The sequence below is a fragment of the Psychroserpens jangbogonensis genome (assembly GCF_000797465.1).
Classification (GTDB): Bacteria; Bacteroidota; Bacteroidia; order Flavobacteriales; family Flavobacteriaceae; genus Psychroserpens; species Psychroserpens jangbogonensis.
Genome location: NZ_JSWG01000001.1, coordinates 106,891 through 126,296 on the forward strand (window position 1 = coordinate 106,891; position 19,406 = coordinate 126,296).

Consider the following 19,406-nt stretch of genomic DNA (forward strand, 5'->3'; position numbering starts at 1 on the left):
AAAAGTAGCTTTTAGCGGTTATCCCTATGTTTTTTATTCTCCTGAAACACAAGCAGCAATTGGAGCTGGTGGCATATTTCTGTTTTACACAAAAGAAACAAAAAACTTAAGACCTTCTAAAGTTGGCTTTGGTGCGCATTATACTACAAATAAACAATACAAGTTTTCGTTAAAGCCAAGTATTTATTTTAACTCAAATAATCTTGTGGTAAATATGCCTATGTCTTTTGGGTATACACTTGATAAGTTTTGGGGAATTGGAAATTCAAGTGCTGAAACAGGAACAGAAGAGTTTTTTAGACAAGACATTAATATACAATTGGAAATTCAAGTTCCACCTTTGCTGTTTTTTTCAGATCGTTCAGGTTTTATAATAGATTATAAAAACACAGCAATTGTCGATTCAAAAGAAAACCAATACATTCTCGATGAATCCATTAATGGCTTTGATGGAGGTGATATTTTTGGACTTGGATTAAACCTTATTTGGGACAGACGAGATAATTTGTTTTATCCAACATCAGGACACTATCAGTACATTAAATTTATAGTCTATCCTGAACCTAGTGATTATGTTTTTTCAACATTCGAACTTGATGTAAGGTATTATAAAACATTGCTAAAAAATCAGGTGTTAGCAACCAACCTCTATATAAAAAGTGTTGGAAGCAATGCTCCTTTCTATGAGCTACCAGCCTTGGGAGGTCAGCAACGTTTGCGTGGATATTTTGAAGGCAGATATCGCGACAGGAATTATGTAGCTTTTCAAATGGAGTTGAGACAATATTTCTCGAAACGATTTGGTTTCGTTGCCTTTGGAGGTTTTGGCGATGTTGGTGAAGAATTAACAGACTTGAACTTAAAAAGTTTAAAATATAGTGCTGGTGGAGGTTTACGATATTTATTTAATACAAAGGAAAATGTAAACTTAAGAATGGATGTTGCCGTAGGCAGAGATGGAAATGCTGGTATTTATTTTGGAATTGAAGAAGCTTTTTAAAAACCGCACTAACATTTTTAGAATCATTCTTATTATTATCAAATAATTAGTGTTTTTATATGTGCTTATAATCTAATCAGATAGATTGTATAGTCTCTAGTTTTAATTAATATTCATTAACAACTTAATACTATTTCATGTTTAATTTTTTTTTTATTATGTTAAACATATTTGTCAACTTTATAAACTCATATTCTCCTTTTTTTATCTAACTTTACAAATTAACTTAAATTTCATTCTATGAAAAATCATTATTTAACTCTACTATTTATTACCGTATTTGGGTTTACTCAAGCTCAAGATAAACCAAACATCCTAGTAATTTGGGGTGATGACATCGGACAATCAAACATTAGCGCCTATACTATGGGTATGATGGGCTATCAAACGCCTAACATAGATAGAATAGCCAATGAAGGGATGATTTTTACCGATTATTATTCTGAGCAATCCTGTACAGCAGGGCGTTCTTCTTTTATTACGGGACAAAGTGTATTTAGGACGGGTTTATCTAAAGTAGGTTTACCTGGTGCAAAAGAAGGACTTTCGGCTGAAGATCCTACAATTGCAGAATTACTAAAACCTTTAGGTTATAAAACAGGACAGTTTGGAAAAAATCATTTAGGTGATCGCGATGAACACTTACCTAGTAATCATGGTTTTGATGAATTCTTCGGAAACTTATATCACTTAAATGCTGAAGAAGAACCAGAAAATGCAGATTATCCGGATCCAGTAAAATATCCAAATTTTGCTAAAAATTATGGACCAAGAGGAGTAATACATTCTTATTCAGATGGAAAGATTGAAGATACAGGCCCATTAAATATAAAGAGAATGGAAACTATTGATGATGAATCTGTTGCTGCAGCAAAAAAATTCATCAGAGCTACGGTAAAATCGGGCGAACCATTTTTTGTATGGTGGAATGGTACACGTATGCATTTTAGAACGCATGTAAAAGATGAGCATAAAGGTATTTCTGGACAAGATACATATGGTGATGGTATGGTTGAACATGATATGCATGTTGGAGAATTACTAGATTTACTAGATGAATTAGGAGTTGCAGACAATACAATTGTGCAATATGGTACTGATAATGGACCACACAAAAATACCTGGCCAGATGCTGGATCTTCTCCTTTTAGAAGTGAGAAAAACACCAACTGGGAAGGTGGTTGGAGAACCCCTTCAATGATTAAATGGCCTGGTAAAATTAAAGCAGGATCTGTTTCTAATACGATTATTTCAGGTATGGATTGGTTACCAACATTTTTGGCTGCGGCTGGAAATGAAAATGTAAAAGACGAACTATTAAAAGGTAAAACTATTGGTGACAAAACTTTTAAAGTTCATTTAGATGGATATAATATGTTACCACATTTAATGGGTAATGAAAAAGAAGGAAGAAGACATGAGCTTTTCTACTTTTCTGATGATGGTGATTTAACCGCTATGAGATATGATGATTGGAAATTAATTTTTATGGAACAAAGAGAGACTGGGACCTTAGCATTATGGTCAAACCCATTTACACCTTTAAGAATTCCTTTAATTGAAAATCTTAGAAGAGATCCTTATGAAATTGCTACTATTACTTCAAACACTTATTATGATTGGTTGCTTGATAGAGCATATTTATTAGTGCCGGCACAAGATATTGTTGGGAAGTTTTTAATGACTTTTAAAGACTATCCACCACGAGCTAAAGCGGCAAGTTTTTCTTTAGATCAAGTATTGGAAAAACTAACTTCTCCAGTTAAGCATTAAGGATATTAACAAAAAAAAAGGCAACTTAATTAGTTGCCTTTTTTTTTTTTTTTTTTTTTGAAGAGTATCTTATTTTGTATATTTAATTATAATCAACTAAATTAAAACTTATGAAAAAACAAATATTATTTTTAGTCTTTACCGCATTTGCCTCTTGCTTCGTTAGTGCACAATCCTTTGAAATCACACCGTCTTACGGTTATCAGTTTGGAACCAAACTAAGCTATGGTCCAAATTATATTAAGATGGAAGATAGTGACCAATTTGGTATTAACCTTGGATTTGAATTGCAAACAGGCATGATGTTAGATTTATCATATTATAATATGAGTTCTGAAGTCAGAATAAGAGATGTTATTGTCGCTCCATTTGAACAACGTTTAGCTGATTTAAACCTCGACTGGTTTTTTATTGGTGCAACCCGGTATTTACAATCTGGTCCATTAAAACCTTTTGCAGGTGGCGGATTAGGGTTGGTAATTATCTCACCAAAAAATGAAAATCCAGATATATTGAATGCGAGCTTTAGTAATGAAACGAAGTTTGCATTTAGTTTTAAAGCTGGTGTTAACTATATGTTTTCAGATGTCATTGGCATCAATCTTCAAGGAAATCTCTTTTTCCCAGTAAATTATGGCGGTTTTTATGTTGGTTCAGGAGGAGCTGGTATTAGTACAGGATCTACTGTAATTCTTGGAGGCTTTAGTGGTGGGCTCATATTTAGACTTGATACAGGCCAAAAAAAAACAGACTAAGAACATATAGGCTTAATAGCGATTTTAGTATCTTTAAAAATTAATCACACAATTATAATTCAATAGGAATAGCTAACTAAAACCAAAAATTTATGAAAAAATACTTATTCACGGTTATACTACTAACCTTACCATTTATTATGGTATCTCAATCTGAGAAACCCAATATCCTTGTTATTTGGGGAGACGATATTGGTTGGTCAAACGCAAGTATTTATAATAGAGGTATGATGGGCTATAAAACGCCAAACATAGACAAAATTGGAAAAGATGGTATCATGTTTACCGATTATTACTCGCAACAATCTTGTACTGCTGGTCGTGCTGCTTTTATTACAGGACAATCTCCATATCGTACTGGTTTAACTAAAGTAGGATTGCCAGGAGCAAAAGAAGGCTTAAGCGGGCTTGATCCAACTATTGCAGAGCTATTAAAAAATCATGGCTATGCCACAGGACAATTTGGTAAAAACCATTTAGGTGACAGAGACGAGCATTTACCAACAAACCATGGTTTCGATGAGTTCTTGGGTAATTTATACCATTTAAATGCCGAAGAAGAACCAGAACATCCAGATTATCCAAAGGGAGCTGAATTCAAGAAAAAGTTTGGACCAAGAGGTGTTATGCATTCTTATTCTGACGGAAAAATTGAAGATACAGGGCCATTGACTAAAAAGAGAATGGAAACCGTTGATTATGAAACTAGAGATGCAGCCATTGCTTTTATGAAAAAATCGGTTGCAGATGACAAACCATTTTTTACGTGGTACAATTCTACTTTAATGCATGTGTGGACACACTTAGAGGATAAAGACAAAGGGACAACTGGGCTAGGTGTTTACGCAGATGGTATGGTTAAGTTGGATAAAATTGTTGGAGAATTAACAAAAACATTGGAAGACTTAGGTATTGAAGAAAATACCATTGTAATTTTTGGAACAGATAATGGAGCCGAAATAATTTTTTGGCCCGATGGAGGTATGACTCCTTTTAGAGGTGAAAAAGCAACGACTTGGGAAGGCGGTTTCCGCGCTCCTTGTCTGATAAAATGGCCAGCAAAAATAAAACCTGGTCAAGTAAGTAATGCTATTATTTCTGGCGAAGATTGGTTGCCAACATTTTTAGCTGCAGCTGGTGAAGCTGATGTAAAAGAGAAATTGCTGAAAGGACATAGTGCCAATGGTAAAAACTTTAATGTGCATTTAGATGGCTATAATATGCTGCCGCTACTTACTGGTGAAGTAGAAGAAAGTCCTAGAAAAGAAATTTATTATTTTGATGATGATGGAAGCTTAAATGCTTTTAGATATGGGAGATGGAAGATGCACTTTAAAATTCAAGAAAATCATGGTTTTGATGTTTGGCAAAAGAAATATACCGAATTAAGATTTCCGATGCTAATGGACCTTTATGGGGATCCGTATGAAAGAGCACAGCACGATTCAGAGGATTTCTACCATTGGATAGCAGAGCATGCTTTTATATTGGTACCTGCTCAAGCAAAAATTGGTGAATTTTTAGCTACCTTTCAAAAGTATCCTCAACGACAGGAGGTTGGTAGTTTTAGTTTAGATAAAGTTCTAGATCAAATGCAAAGTGCTAAAAGGAATTAGCCTAAAAAAAACAGAATTGAATTGAAGTTTATTAAAGCCGAATAGAGACTATTCGGCTTTGATTTTTTTAAAAAACGTATTATGAAAAAAATAGTAAGTCTTCTACTTGTTTTATTTGTGTTTGCTGCGTGTAAGGATGCAGTAGTCTCCAAAGAAACAGCCGATACCACTACTAAGGAAGTAATAGACCCGCTACCTTCTTGGAATGATACAGCTACTAAGGATGCAATCATTGCTTATGTTACCGATGTGACAACTACTGGAAGTGAAAATTTTATTCCTATTGCCGACCGTATTTCTACCTTTGATAATGATGGAAACCTTTGGAGTGAGCAACCTGCCTATTTTCAATTATTTTTTGCTATTGACCGCGTTAAAGCTTTAGCTGAAAACAATTCTGAATGGAAAGATAAACAACCCTTTAAAGCAGTACTTGAAGATGACATGAAAACCTTAATGAGTTATGGCGAACATGGACTTCTTGAAATTGTTATGGCTAGCCACGCAGGAAATACTGTAGAAGAATTTGAACAGATTGTAAAAGAATGGTTGGCTGTAGCTAAACATCCGCGTTTTAATCAACCATATAACAAGCTTGTCTATCAACCAATGCTTGAGTTACTCGATTACCTTCGAGATAATAATTTCAAAACGTTTATAGTCTCTGGAGGCGGAATTGAATTTATGAGACCTTGGGTAGAAGAAGCTTATGGCATTCCTAAAGATCAAGTCGTAGGTAGTAGCATTAAAACTGAGTTTGATAATAACGATGGAAATCCTGTGATAAGAAGATTACCTGAAATTGATTTCATAGATGACAAGGCCGGAAAGCCTATTGGTATCAACAAATTTATTGGGAAAAAACCTGTATTTGCTTCTGGGAATTCTGATGGCGATTTACAAATGTTGCAGTATACAGACTCTAATACATATATGTCATTTCAACTATACCTTCACCATACAGATGCCGAAAGAGAATGGGCTTATGATAGAGACTCTCACATAGGAAGACTAGACAAAGGTTTAGATTATGCGAATTCTCACGGATGGACAGTAATTGATATGAAGCAAGACTGGAAAATTATTTATCCTTTTGAAAAAGAATAACAAGTATAACAGATTTATAAAAACACAAATATATGTCTCCATTTGAATCGATTACAGTATTAAAAGAGCAAATGTCTAAGTCTATTATTGGACAAGAGCAACTTATAGATAGAATTATACTAGTACTTCTGGCCGATGGTAATATGCTGCTTGAAGGTTTGCCTGGTTTAGCCAAAACAAGAGCTATAAATGCATTAGCCAAAAACTTAGATTGTGGTTTAAGTAGAATACAATTCACACCCGATTTATTGCCGTCTGATATTACGGGCACAGAAATTTATGTACCTAATGAAAAGGAAAAATTTATATTCCAAAAAGGACCAATTTTTAGCAATCTTATTCTGGCTGATGAGATTAACAGAGCTCCAGCAAAAGTACAATCTGCCTTGTTAGAAGCTATGGAAGAGCGTCAAGCAACCGTTTCTGGGAAAACTTATAAAATGGATGACCTGTTTATGGTCATGGCAACGCAAAACCCTATAGAACAAGAAGGAACATATCCCTTGCCTGAAGCTCAAATGGATCGCTTTTTAGTACATACTATTATTGGTTATCCAGATGATGAATCAGAATTAGAAATAATGCGTCTCAATAAAAGAGAAGCTTCAAAAGAAAAGGATAAAAAACCATTAGAAACAATTCCACAAAAAGCCATTTTTGATGCAAGAAAAGAAATAGCAAACGTTAAGGTTACCGAAGCTATTGAAAAGTATATGGTGAGTTTAATTTCAGCTACAAGATATCCTGAAAAATTTGATGTAGAACTAGCTAAATTAATTGATTTTGGATCAAGTCCAAGAGGAACCATAGCTCTTGATAGATGTAGTCGTGTCCATGCTTGGATGGAAAACAGAGATTATGTAACTCCAGAGGACATTCATCAAGTAATAAAAGATGTATTAAGACATCGTATTGCTTTGAGTTATAAAGGAAGAGCTGAAGGTATTACTACAAACCAAATCATTGATAAAATAATTGAAGTAGTTGCTGTTGTTGCCTAATACGCCTGTATTATGAAGTCTAGTAAACGAAATGACAATCCTAAAATATTCCTTTCGCTTGAGCATTTGCTAAAGTTTGAATTGTTCAGTTCTATAATTAATTTAGGTACTGGTAAACAAAAATCAAATAGTGTTCTTTCAGGAAGATATGCCTCTAGATTTCGAGGAAGAGGACTTGATTTTGAAGAATCACGACCCTATGTTATAGGAGATGATGTTAGAAATATCGATTGGAGCGTCACAGCCAAAACAGGAAAAACGCACACCAAAGTCTTTACTGAAGAAAAGGAAAAACCTGCGTTCATTTTTGTAGACCAATCGACGTCAATGGGATTTGGATCTAATAATAAAACTAAAGCGGTAGTTGCTGGTGAATTAGCTTCAATAATCGCGCATAAAATTAAAAAAGGTGGAGATAGAATTGGTGGCATGGTCTATTCTGGTCATAATTACGAATTGGTCACTCCCAAGCGAGACTCAAGAAACATTATTCATTTCTTGCAAAAAATCGTAGAGGCTAATCAAACTATTTACGAACCAAAACCAGTTGATTTCGAAAATTCCTTAACTGATATTTTTGCTAAAATAAACAATATTGTATCCCATGATTTTACAGTGTTTATTATAAGTGATTTTCATAGATATAATGATTCAGTATTGCAGTACTTAAGCCAACTATCACTTCATAATGACTTGGTTCTTATTAAAGTTTTTGACACCATGGAAGAACATATTCCAAATGAAAAAATAGTTATAACAGATAGAACAAATCAAATCAATTTAAACGGAAAGAGTAAACCTCTAAAGGAAAAATTAAAAACAGATTTTAATTCAAACTATAAAAATTTCAAGTCTGAATTAGAGAAATATAACATCAATATTTTTAGTATCAATACCACTACACCTATTGAACAACAATTAATAGAAGTCTTTAGTAATTATAAAACATAAATTCATTTTAGTGTCACAAGACGAAAACATAAAATTAAACCCGCTTATTGAAGCCGATCCCATTCCATTTACAATGGATACAATTGGATGGAAAATTATGTTTGTTATGTTACTCATCTTAATCGTATATCTATCATATCGATACTATGTGAAATATAAAAGAAATGCTTACAGAAGAGAGGCTATTTTTGAAATACAGAGCATGATTAATGGAAACCCAAATACTACGGCTTCTTCAATATCCCAAATTATGTTTTTATTGAAACAAACGGCTTTAGAATCTTACGATAGAAAAAAAGTAGCATCATTAGAAGGTGAAAAATGGTTGACTTTTTTAGATAGCAAATTAAATCAAACTGGTTTTATAAAACATCATGATGTTATTTCATCAGCGATTTATAAAAATGAATTTAATGATACAAATTCTTTTAACCTTAAGAGTTTTTCTAATATGAGTATAAATTGGATTAAGAAACATGCCTGATAATTTTCATTTTGCATATCCATATGTCGCTTTTTTAGCGATAGTGCCTTTTATTATATATTGGCTGTTACCTGCTATAAAAAACAGAAGTACGGCACTAATTCACCCTTACTTCGAAGCTAGCGCAACATCTGCTAAACAAAAACCAAAAAAAGCATCACAGATAAAAAAAAGAACTTGGTTTGCTTCCATTTGTATGTATGTAATTTGGTTATTACTTCTATTAGCTATGGCATCACCCGAATTAGTGGGTAAACCAGAAAAGAAAGTAAAAACCTCACGGAATTTTTTAATTCTAGCAGATTTATCCTTCAGTATGGCCAACAATGATTGGTATATAGATAAAAAACGTGTTACGCGTTGGGAAGCCGTCAAAAACATTATGCAAGATTTTATTGTCAAGAGAGAAAGCGATAAAATGGGACTCATATTTTTTGGAAGTAATGCTTATATCCAAGCGCCTTTTACTACAGATCTTAAAACGGTTAAATCCATGCTTGACGAAGCCGATGTTGGAATGGCTGGTCAAATGACTAACATAGGAAAAGCTATTGTTAAAGGAATGGATATGTTTGAACGAGACACCATTCAAAACAAAGTTATCCTATTGCTCACAGATGGTATTGATAGTGGTACAGATATACTTCCGCTTGATGCAGCAAATATGGCCAAAAAAGATTCTACTGTAATTTATACCGTAGGAATTGGAGATCCTGGCAGTCGCTCTTCGGATCTGGATGAGCGTACATTAACAGAAATAGCAGAACTTACCAATGGTAAGTACTTTAGAGCTAAAGATGCCGAAGCTCTAGAAAAGATTTATACCGAATTAGAGAAATTAGAACCAATAGAGTACGAAGAAGAAGTATATACACCAAAGACCTTTTTGTATTACTACCCTTTAGGAGCGGCACTTTTATTAGGTGCCATATTAGCCATACTTAACAACTTTATAATCATATATAAACGATTTACATCGCATTAATGCTGGAGAAAATTAAAAATATAAACTGGGAAGACTTTCATTTTTTACGTACCGATTACGTATGGGAAGGTATTGCCGTATTAGTTTTAATTTCTATTGGATTGCTTTTTCACAAGGAATCTAATGCATGGAAAAAACATATCAGCAAGCATTTACAGCCTTATGTTATTCAAAAAGGTACAACATGGAAAACCAGCTTAATTCGACTTTCCGTCATTTTTATGTTTTGTATAGGTTTCATTGCTTATTTAGGACCTACTTGGAATAAAATTAATGGTCCAACAAAAAAAATAAAATCTCAATTTGTCATTGCTTTAGATTTGTCTAAAAGCATGTTAACTAAGGACGTCTCTCCTACTCGATTAGAGCGAGCAAAATTCAAAATTCACGATTTATTAGAAGCTAATCCAAGAGCAGAAACTAATTTAATGGTTTTTTCAGGTTCTACTCACGTGGCTATTCCTTTTACTACAGACTATAAAATTATACTTGACCAATTAGACGGATTAATGCCCAAAATGATGCCTGTTTCCGGAACGGCTTTTAATGGGTTATTTAATAAAATGGATTCACTCTTTATAGATAACAAAGCCCAAGGAAAAATTCTTCTCATAACCGATGACTTAGAAGATTTATCTATTGAAAGAGTTAGCGTGTTTTTACAACAGAACAACGTAAAGCTTTATATATATCCTTTTGCCACTCAAAGCGGAGGAAACATACCAACATTTAAGAAAAATTCAGCTCTTGATCTTAACAAGCTTAATAGTTTGGCACAAATGGACGCCATTGATATTTTAGAATTTACATTAGACGACAGTGATGTAAAAGATTTAGCTAAAACAATTAGTGATGAATTAGTTTTTGAAGATAAGCCCGATGATAAAGAAGAGAATTGGAATGACAACGGATATTGGCTAATATTTCCATTGGCTTTTTTATTGCTTTTTAGTTTTAGAAAAGGTTGGACTTTAAACCTAATAATTATTTTCATCTCCTTCAGTTCTTGTTCAAATGATAACAACGAAAAAATTACCGATTTAAAATTCAAGGATTTATGGTATACCAAAGCTTATCAAGCGCAACAAGAATTCGATAAGCAAAATTACCTAACAGCAGCTGTTCAGTTTGAAGACCCTATGCACAAGGGAACAGCGTATTACAAAGCAGGTGATTATTTGAGTGCACAAACTGCATTTGAGCAGGATACAACAGTTAGCGGGATCTATAATCTTGGATTAACTTATGCCAAACTTGGGCAATTAAATAAATCACAAGAAATGTTTGAGAAGGTCTTGCAAAAAGACCCTTCAAACCAAAATGCAAATTCCAATCTACAACAAATTATAAAAGCGATTGATGAAATTAGCACCTTAAAACCAGAAAATGCTGATTTAAACGACGACAAGCCAAACGCAAAAAATGAACAAAATGACTCTCCAGAAGATTTGAGTGGTGGTGGACAAGAAGCCACGAAGAAAGATATGGAGAAGGAAAGAAAAGAAGAAACAACAGAAACTGGAGAGCGAAAAGGAAAGGAAATGGAAGACTTACCAGATGATTTCAAGGTTGGTGAAGGCGAATTACCGAAAAATGTATTAATGCGGAAAGTAGATGATGATCCATCTCTATTTTTAAGAAAAAAATTTAGATATCAAGTTAGAAAAGGAATAATTGAAGTTGAAAAAACAAATAAGAAATGGTAAAAAAACTGAAATTAATTATTCTTTTTTTACTGCTGTCCTTTACTGGATTTAGTCAGAACATAATCAGTTATGTCTCTGTCAATACTAATGACGCATATGTTGGCGAACCTGTTCAACTCATTGTATCTGTCTACTCTTCTACTTGGTTTACTGCAGGAATTGATTTAGGCAATATAAAAGTTGATGGTGCATTAACTGTATTTTTTCGTTCTGTAAGCAATTCCAAAAAATTTAACGGTAAAAACCATGCTGGAGTTGACTTTTATTATAATGTTTTCCCAACAAATAATGGAACTATTACAGTCCCTAGCTTATCTATTAATATTGAATCTCCAGCACCAGGAGGCTACAAAGGGATTAAACGTACAGTAAAAACTAAACCAAAAAGCTTTAATGTCAAAGCAATTCCTTTTGGCTATGATCCAAATCAATGGCTTGTAGCAAGTTATTTAAACGTACGTGAAAAATGGTCGATACAACTAAATGATATCAAGGTTGGTGATGTGGTTCAACGTACAATTAACCGCTCGGCAGGAGGTACCTTATCTGAATTTATTCCAGCCACAGTTTGGGATAGCATTTCTGGTGTTAGCCTTTATCCTAAAAGAGCGTCAGTGAACACAAATAAGTCAAAAACTGGTGTATCCTCTTCGCGTTCAGAAACGGTTAATTACTTGTTTGAAAAAGAAGGCCAAGTTTTAATACCATCTATCAACTATTTGTATTGGAATTCAAGAACGAAGACATTCTATAAAAAACGACTGGATTCGATTACGGTTTCTGTTAAACCAAATGCCGATTTACAAATGCTTGCTAGCATTAAAAGATCATTGCAACAAGAAAATACTGAAGAATTAGAAGCTGAAGAAAAACCGTTCTTATTATTTGGATTGCCTCCAAAAACCGTTCTTCAATATTTGATTATTTTGATACTTGGATTGTATATTCTATTTAAGATATTACAAAGAGGCATTAGGTTTTATAAAAAGTATCATTCAGCATATTTAGAATCAGAAAAGTATGCATTTAAAAAAGTCAATAAGACTATAGCCAATAATGATATAATCTTGTTTTCTAAAACATGTAATTCTTGGTTATTAAAATTAGGTGCTAATGATTTGAATCTACAAAAATTTGTAAAAAACTATGGAACTGAGGAGCTTAAAATGGTCCTTCATCAAATCAACCAAGATACTTATAAGCATCACAGATCAACTGACAAAACAAGTTTCACATCATTATTAAGTGAATTAAAAAAAGCAAGAAAACACTTTTTTAAACTTCAAAAGGAAGCAGGTCATTCTAAACAAAAAAATGACTCATGGCTAAATCCAAGGGCTATTGATTAGGATCTAATTCTTGTAAGATTTTTTGGCTGGCAATTGCATTTCCTTGATCACGATAAATTAAAGCTAACAAATACTTATAATCCTGGTTGGATGCTTCTATTTTTAAAGCCCTTTTAATATAGGATTCTGCAAGCTTCAAATCTTTTTTATCTTGAAAATAATAGGTCGCAATATTATACATTGAGCGTGTATCATTCGGATTAAGTTCTATCGCTATGTTTAATTCTGATATAGCATCTTCATTTTTATTCTTCTCGAAATTCAATAACGCTTTTAAATAATGTGGTCTGCTCGCTTTTGGTTCAAGATCGATCCATTTATTTAGTGTCACAGAAGCATTCTCATAATCACTAATCAAGGAATAAGCAGTCGCTAAATTAGAATAAACAGGCGTCAGTAACTCGTCTTTAACTAATGCCATTTTATAATGTTTAATGGCCTCTTTATGATTGTTTTTTTGCAGATAATAATCTCCCAATTGCATCCTTCCACTAGAAAAATCGGCATTACTAAAGAGCATAGTCTCTAGTTCAGTTCGAGCAGTAGTAAAATTCAATTTATCATTTACACCTAAGGTATTCTCATCAAGTCCAATTACCAATTGAGCAGCTCCAATTCTAACTAATCGCGTTGAATCATTTAAATGTTTTAATGCGATAGAGAGTCGATCTTGAGGAGATAATGCACGAAATTTTAATAAGGCATTATATCTAATAATCGCTGAAGAATCATTAAGGGACTGAACCAAAGCGCTAAATTGTTCTTGATTTGTGAAATTCATATTCTCAATTACTGTTGCTCGAGCAATTTCTGGAAAATCTAAATTATTAATAAACGTGTTTAATTCCTCTATCTCAGTTGGACTTAGATTGTTTTTACCACTTAATAATAAAGCATCTGAAAAATGTGGTTGTCTTTCACTCCCATACCATTTTACTATTGTAGAAGCAGCCCACTGGTTTGACTTATCTTTATGACACTCATTACATGCATTTGGTGTTTCATGGGTTACTGATTGATCAGGTCTCGGAATTCTAAAACTATGGTCACGTCGAAAATCATTCCCCATATAAACCTTACCTGTCATATGACAATTAATACATAGACTAGCTTCTGTACTTTCTTTATGAAAGTGATGTGCCTTAGTATTATAATCTGCTGGAACGTGACATTGTGTGCACAAATTGTTCCCTTCAAATTTGAGTTCTAATGAATGTGGATCATGGCAATCACTACACTTAACACCTTCAGCATACATTCTACTCTGAAGAAAAGATCCATATACATAATCCTCCTCCTCTATTTGACCATCACCATGATAAAATTCAGTAGATAAATTTTGTATCAAATATTGATCTTCAAAATTTTCTCCAGTTTTCAAGTTAAATGTAAGTTTAGTGCGTCTTGCATGACATGAAGCACATAAATTCAATTGGTCATTCTGATTCAATCCATTCAAAATATAAGTATCGATCCCTTTAGGATCATCTGTAGCCCAAGTAACATGTTTATTTGCTGGACCATGGCAGCTTTCACAAGCCACATTTATTTCACTATAAGTAGTATTATACGAATCATCTTCAAGGCTATAATTCTCTTCAAGGTTTGTGGAATGACATTCTGCACACATGGTATTCCAGTTTTGAGCACCTCTTGTCCAGTGCAACCAATCATGAGGTTCAATCTGATCGCCTTTATATTGATGATACCATACATTTTTAATAGCATCCCATGTAACTCGCAATACTTGTTTCTTGCCTTTATCAAAATCAACTAGGTACTGCTGCAAGGGTGTAACACCAAAAGTAAATGTTACCTTATACTCAGTTTCTGAAGCATCAATTTCTTTAATCCTAACAAAAAATTCTTTGTTTTTTTTGAAAAAGAAGTATTCTACACCATCAATTTTAGTGTTGATATTGTCAAAATTCCCTAATACAGTTGAATCATTTGCAATCTGCATTGCTAAATCATGATGAGAACCTTGCCATTTGTCAAATTCCTGTTTATGACAACTAACACATGTTTTTGACCCGGCAAATTCTTTAATTACTAATTGCTTTTTATCATCCTTGACTTCTACATAACCACTCTCCTTGCAGTTAATAAAAAATACACATAATATAACTATGCAAGTTATCTTAAAGAAGTCCCTCATTAATAAAATTAGTTTAAAACAAACATAAAGAAAACAGTCCAAAACATCAATTTATTTTTAGTTAAAGGCGGAATTATAACTTGAACTAAATAGTATAAAATCAAATCATCAGTGCTATGGGTTTCAAGAAGAAAAATAAAAACCTACACAACTCTCAAAGTACTGGTTTGTAATTAAGTAATTATTGGAGTTAATTACATAAATTAAATTCTAAATATTTTCTCATATAGTTATATTAACCGTTCTTTGTTACTCACAAATTGACAACTATTTTAAAACACTGACCATGAAAAGCAAAAATTATTTAATCCTTTTAACTTTCTCATTTATCTTTTTTCAAAATTGCTCTAGTACTAAAGTATTAGATTCATGGAAAGCTAATGATGATGTTATAAATAAATTCAAAGAAAAGAATGTTCTTGTAATTGCAAGAACTTCAAATAATCAAGCACGAATTGCTTTTGAAAACGCTTTAGCTGAAGATCTTAGAGGAAGAGGACTAAAAGTTACTGAAAGTTACTCCAAAGCTCCTCAAATTTATCCTAATCGTGAAATGTCTGAAGAGCGCGTAGCTTTAATGAAAAGCTTGTTGGATAGCGAAGGTTTTAACGCCATAATTCTAATAGTTATCAAGGATAAAAGTTCGATAACAAGAACATCAAATAGCGGTATTTATGTTGGCGCTAGTTATGGTAACTACTATCCAAATCATTACGGTGGATTTTATAATTACTACTCCTACCCTTATGCTTATGGTTCTTATTATAATTCATTTGGCGGATATATTCCGACTTCAAGTTCTACATATACTGAAACAAAATATGTTTTAGAAACTGTAGTCTACAACCTTGATGAACCGTCTGAAGACCAGCTTGTTGCCGTAGTAACAACAAGTATTGACGATCCTAAAGACGCCTATAAAACGGCAGATCTGTATGTAGAAGAAATGATGAAAAGCCTTGAAAAAAAATAGAACCTTTTTGATGAAAAAGTTCTTTATAGTTTACATTACCTAAAGATAGGCAAATCATGATTTTTTAAATTATAATTTGCCTATCTTTTTGGTTCGTAATTTAACTCCATAAAAGGATAAATTGAAGTTTCATTAGATTCTAATACTACTGATTAAAGTGATCTAGGTTTAATGATTAATCATACAGAAATATCAAATAAAGATTATAATTGTATAAACGCATTCTACTTAAAGGGCGTAATTCACTTATCTATTTAAGAAGCATTCGATAAAAACATTTTTGGATGTAAATAAATTGCATTTTATTATTACTTTTGATATATTAACAAAATGATTTTTTGAAAAAAAGGATAAATATGAAAAACAAGTTTGTAAAAGGGATAGTATTTGGTAGTCTAGTTTTATTAATGACTTCTTGTAATACGAATGAAGAAAAATCAACGTCTATAGTTGTAGATAAAGAACAGGTAAAAATCGATATTCAAGCTAGGGAGAATCAATTTGCTGAATTATTAAATAGTGGTGAACTTAAGAAGATTGGGTATTATGCTGATGACGCAGTTACTTTTTATCAAAACATGGCTCCAGTAAGAGGCAAGAAAGAGAGGTATGATTTTTTTAAAAGAGATATAGCAGTAAATAATAAAAACAAAATTTCAATCACAACCACTGAAGTATTTCCATCCAAAGATGGAGTTCAAGTATTGGAAATAGGATATTATACAGTAGTTGATTCTACTAATACTGCAATTAATACAGGGAATTATATGAGCCTTTTTGAAAAAAGAGACGGACAATATGTCTGTCTTAGAGATATGAGTGCCTCTGATATGCCTATTGATTAGAGCTATAAATCAATATTAAAAGAGGAGCCCATTTTCAAATGAAAATGGGCTCCTCTTTTTTCAGTAAATAAATACGAAAATTAGCGTCTTCTTCTACCTGCGGTTCTACTTGAGCTTGCTCGACTCGAATTTGTACGGGTTGCACGACTCGTACTTGAAGATGAACGTGATGATCCCATTGACCTTGAAGCGGATGGCCTAGATGTTGACCCTCTACTTGTAGATGCTCTGTTATTATTGGTTCTGTTTGTATTTCCTCTATTAGTTGAAGTTCTGTTTGTATTTCCTCTATTAGTTGAAGTTCTGTTTGTATTTCCTCTATTAGTTGAAGTTCTGTTTGTATTTCCTCTATTTGTAGACGTTCTATTAGTATTTGCTCTATTTGTAGACGTTCTATTTGAACCATTTCTGGCCCGCGAAGCCGAAGGACGAGATCCTCTTTGACCTGACGTTCTGAAATTACCATTATTAATATTTCTATTTACAGTATTAGAGGTGTTTCTTCTGGTAGAATTGTAATTGTTATAGCTATTGTGGTTATGAATATTGACAGTTGTATGACCATAACCTCCATGATAACCATGATGATGATGATAATGATGATGATGATAAACACCAATACTTATTACAGCCCAAGGATTCCAGTAAACAGGGTAGTATCCATAATAATAAGGAGGGTAATAAGGAATGTATGCAGGTGAATAGACATATTGAACTACAGGAGCCGTTTGAACGACCACAACCTTTGTAGTTGCTTCTACATTTACAGTGACTGGATCGTCTCCTACATAAGCTGGATTAGATGTCACTGCCTCTGTAGCTTCAGTACGGGGTTCAATAACATAATCTTTTCCATATAATTCCTTATCTCCAATAATCTGCATGGTAACTTTACCAGCAGTATCTTTTGATACCGTAATTACTGCAACGTCCTGATTTTCTTTTTCACTTATTGCGTCCTGAAGAATAAATAAGAAATCATCTCCATCTTTTTCAGTTACAACTTTTATGAAATCAACTTTACCATCATTATTTAGGTCTAAATTGACAATTCCAGCTTTTTCATCATTTAACGACTTTTCAAAAGCCTCAATGGTCTTTGACTGCTGAAAAACGTTCAATACCGCATAAAGATCTAGATCATCACCTGGCAAACCTAACAGAGGCATTTCATTCTCTGTTTGAGAAAAAGCTGACAAACTAATTAAACTTATTGCTAGTAGTAAAATTGATAATAATCTATTTTTCATAACATTATTTTAATTTTCTCCTTAAAACAATCGAAGAGTGAAATTTTGTTTTCGCCTGAATTATTGTACGTCGTATTAATCGTAAACATTCATAAAATAATAAAAATTCAAAATTATTATTTATTTCTCAAATATATGGGAATTCTAATTATATCTCATTAATTTTGAGATATAATTAATTAACTTCTACTTTATATCAAGGCACTTTGATGTAAAATTATACGGTATTTGTATTTTGCTTTTTTCCATACACTATTTTTGGCTATGCGAATCATAGAAATTATAATTCCAATAGAAGTAGTACCAGAGGTAGTCTTAGTGGTGGCACTGCTCGTCGACGTGGCTAAAATTCACGATAATGAATTAAGGGTTAATTAAATAAGGTTTAAAGAATGAATAAAAACATTTCGATTACAGAAATTTTAAAAATCATCGTTTTATTACTGATGGTTACCTGGTGCTTTTTTATTGTACGTCCTTTTTTATTAGCTATTCTATGGGCTATTATACTTGCCGTAGCATTGTATCCACTGTTTGAAAAATGGATGAAAAAATTCGGCAAAAACAGAAAAACAGGTGTCTCATTATTCACATTATTTGGTTCAATTATTTTGTTTATCCCGTTGTACTTTATGATTGGATCTATTGTAGAAAACACCAAAGTAACTATTAATCAAATCCAAAATCATTCTTTACAAATTCCGCAACCAGAAGACTCAATTAAAGATTGGCCATTGATTGGAGAACCTCTATATAAAGAATGGGACGATCTTGCTACAAATGCTCGTGAATACGCTGTGTTACATGAAGATCTTATTTTAGAAAAAGGTAGTGGCTTGATTACTAATATTGGTGGATTTATAGGGTCTTTAATAACCTTTATTATCTCTTTTCTTATTGCAGTTCTATTTATGTATCATTCCGATTCTGGATATAAGATATCTAAACAGCTTATGCAAAAGCTATTAGGTGACCAATCCGAAGAAATCATTAATATGTCAAGAGACACCATTCGGAGTGTTGTAAAAGGTATTTTACTGGTTGCTCTTATACAAGCATTTCTTGCATTTATTGGGTTTAAAGCCATCGGTTTACCAGCAGCTGGTATTTTTGCATTGGTTGTTTTAATTACAGCAATTGTTCAAATACCTGCCATATTAACTATGATACCTGCAATAATTATTGCTTTTTCTACTTCAGACCCAACTCCCGCTATAATTTTTGCGATTTACTGTGTTTTAGTGGGTCTAGCAGATAACGTTCTAAAACCATTACTTCTTGGGAAAGGATTGCAAACTCCTATGATTATTATTTTAATTGGGACAATTGGAGGTATGCTTTTGCATGGAATAATTGGTCTTTTTGTAGGCGCAATAGTTTTAGCTGTAATGCATAGAATATACATATATTGGGTAACGAGTCCTGATAAAAAAATTAACCTATAAAAATACTA

General features: G+C 32.9%; 16 protein-coding genes. 14 read left to right on the forward strand and 2 right to left on the reverse strand.

Translation table 11 applies throughout. The features are described 5' to 3' along the window. Positions 1 to 79 precede the first annotated feature (79 nt). The 11 genes from RH81_RS00540 to RH81_RS00590 all read left to right on the forward strand — a co-directional run bounded on the left by RH81_RS00540 (position 80) and on the right by RH81_RS00590 (position 12,727). Positions 80 to 1,000, forward strand: coding sequence for a BamA/TamA family outer membrane protein (locus RH81_RS00540; protein WP_277619903.1), 921 nt, complete (start codon positions 80 to 82; stop codon positions 998 to 1,000). A 240-nt stretch (positions 1,001 to 1,240) separates the two neighbouring features. Next, on the forward strand, positions 1,241 to 2,773 hold the full coding sequence (locus RH81_RS00545; protein WP_033956119.1) for an arylsulfatase: 1,533 nt from the start codon (positions 1,241 to 1,243) through the stop codon (positions 2,771 to 2,773). Between the two features lie 110 nt (positions 2,774 to 2,883). Continuing rightward, positions 2,884 to 3,528, forward strand: coding sequence for an outer membrane protein (locus RH81_RS00550; protein WP_033956122.1), 645 nt, complete (start codon positions 2,884 to 2,886; stop codon positions 3,526 to 3,528). A 92-nt stretch (positions 3,529 to 3,620) separates the two neighbouring features. Further along, positions 3,621 to 5,144, forward strand: coding sequence for an arylsulfatase (locus RH81_RS00555; RefSeq protein WP_033956124.1), 1,524 nt, complete (start codon positions 3,621 to 3,623; stop codon positions 5,142 to 5,144). An 81-nt stretch (positions 5,145 to 5,225) separates the two neighbouring features. Beyond that, positions 5,226 to 6,251: an HAD family hydrolase gene (locus RH81_RS00560; RefSeq protein ID WP_033956126.1), complete on the forward strand. Its 1,026-nt coding sequence runs from the start codon at positions 5,226 to 5,228 to the stop codon at positions 6,249 to 6,251. Positions 6,252 to 6,283: 32 nt separating this feature from the next. Next, positions 6,284 to 7,252 carry an AAA family ATPase gene (locus RH81_RS00565; RefSeq protein ID WP_033956128.1) on the forward strand — a complete coding sequence of 323 codons (969 nt, stop codon included), beginning with the start codon at positions 6,284 to 6,286 and terminating at the stop codon, positions 7,250 to 7,252. Between the two features lie 12 nt (positions 7,253 to 7,264). Then, the gene (locus RH81_RS00570; RefSeq protein ID WP_033956131.1) at positions 7,265 to 8,203 is read left to right on the forward strand and encodes a DUF58 domain-containing protein; all 939 of its coding nucleotides are present in this window, start codon (positions 7,265 to 7,267) and stop codon (positions 8,201 to 8,203) included. 10 nt (positions 8,204 to 8,213) lie between these two features. After that, positions 8,214 to 8,687, forward strand: coding sequence for a DUF4381 domain-containing protein (locus RH81_RS00575; RefSeq protein WP_033956134.1), 474 nt, complete (start codon positions 8,214 to 8,216; stop codon positions 8,685 to 8,687). Beyond that, positions 8,680 to 9,672, forward strand: a complete 993-nt coding sequence (locus RH81_RS00580; RefSeq protein ID WP_033956138.1) for a VWA domain-containing protein — start codon at positions 8,680 to 8,682, stop codon at positions 9,670 to 9,672. Before RH81_RS00575 ends, RH81_RS00580 begins: the two co-directional genes overlap by 8 nt. Further along, entirely contained in the window at positions 9,672 to 11,378 is a 1,707-nt protein-coding gene (locus tag RH81_RS00585) for a VWA domain-containing protein (RefSeq protein WP_033956142.1), read from the forward strand. The genes RH81_RS00580 and RH81_RS00585 overlap by 1 nt, the downstream gene beginning before the upstream one ends. After that, a complete protein-coding gene (locus RH81_RS00590; protein WP_052172346.1) occupies positions 11,372 to 12,727 on the forward strand; it encodes a BatD family protein in 1,356 nt (451 codons plus the stop codon). The genes RH81_RS00585 and RH81_RS00590 overlap by 7 nt, the downstream gene beginning before the upstream one ends. Here RH81_RS00590 and RH81_RS00595 read toward each other — a convergent pair. After that, on the reverse strand, positions 12,717 to 14,885 hold the full coding sequence (locus RH81_RS00595; protein ID WP_052172347.1) for a multiheme c-type cytochrome: 2,169 nt from the start codon (positions 14,883 to 14,885) through the stop codon (positions 12,717 to 12,719). The two genes, RH81_RS00590 and RH81_RS00595, sit on opposite strands and share 11 nt — an antisense overlap. Before the next feature lie 286 nt (positions 14,886 to 15,171). Between RH81_RS00595 and RH81_RS00600 the strand changes: the two genes are divergently transcribed. Continuing rightward, complete coding sequence (locus RH81_RS00600; RefSeq protein WP_033956143.1) at positions 15,172 to 15,858, forward strand: hypothetical protein; 687 nt, start codon at positions 15,172 to 15,174, stop codon at positions 15,856 to 15,858. A 356-nt stretch (positions 15,859 to 16,214) separates the two neighbouring features. Beyond that, complete coding sequence (locus RH81_RS00605) at positions 16,215 to 16,703, forward strand: YybH family protein (protein ID WP_033956144.1); 489 nt, start codon at positions 16,215 to 16,217, stop codon at positions 16,701 to 16,703. Positions 16,704 to 16,783: 80 nt separating this feature from the next. On the opposite strand, the gene RH81_RS00610 is transcribed toward RH81_RS00605, so the two are convergent. Further along, positions 16,784 to 17,953: a hypothetical protein gene (locus RH81_RS00610; RefSeq protein ID WP_193788475.1), complete on the reverse strand. Its 1,170-nt coding sequence runs from the start codon at positions 17,951 to 17,953 to the stop codon at positions 16,784 to 16,786. A gap of 392 nt (positions 17,954 to 18,345) precedes the next feature. Between RH81_RS00610 and RH81_RS00615 the strand changes: the two genes are divergently transcribed. Beyond that, complete coding sequence (locus RH81_RS00615; RefSeq protein WP_033956145.1) at positions 18,346 to 19,398, forward strand: AI-2E family transporter; 1,053 nt, start codon at positions 18,346 to 18,348, stop codon at positions 19,396 to 19,398. Positions 19,399 to 19,406 lie beyond the last annotated feature (8 nt).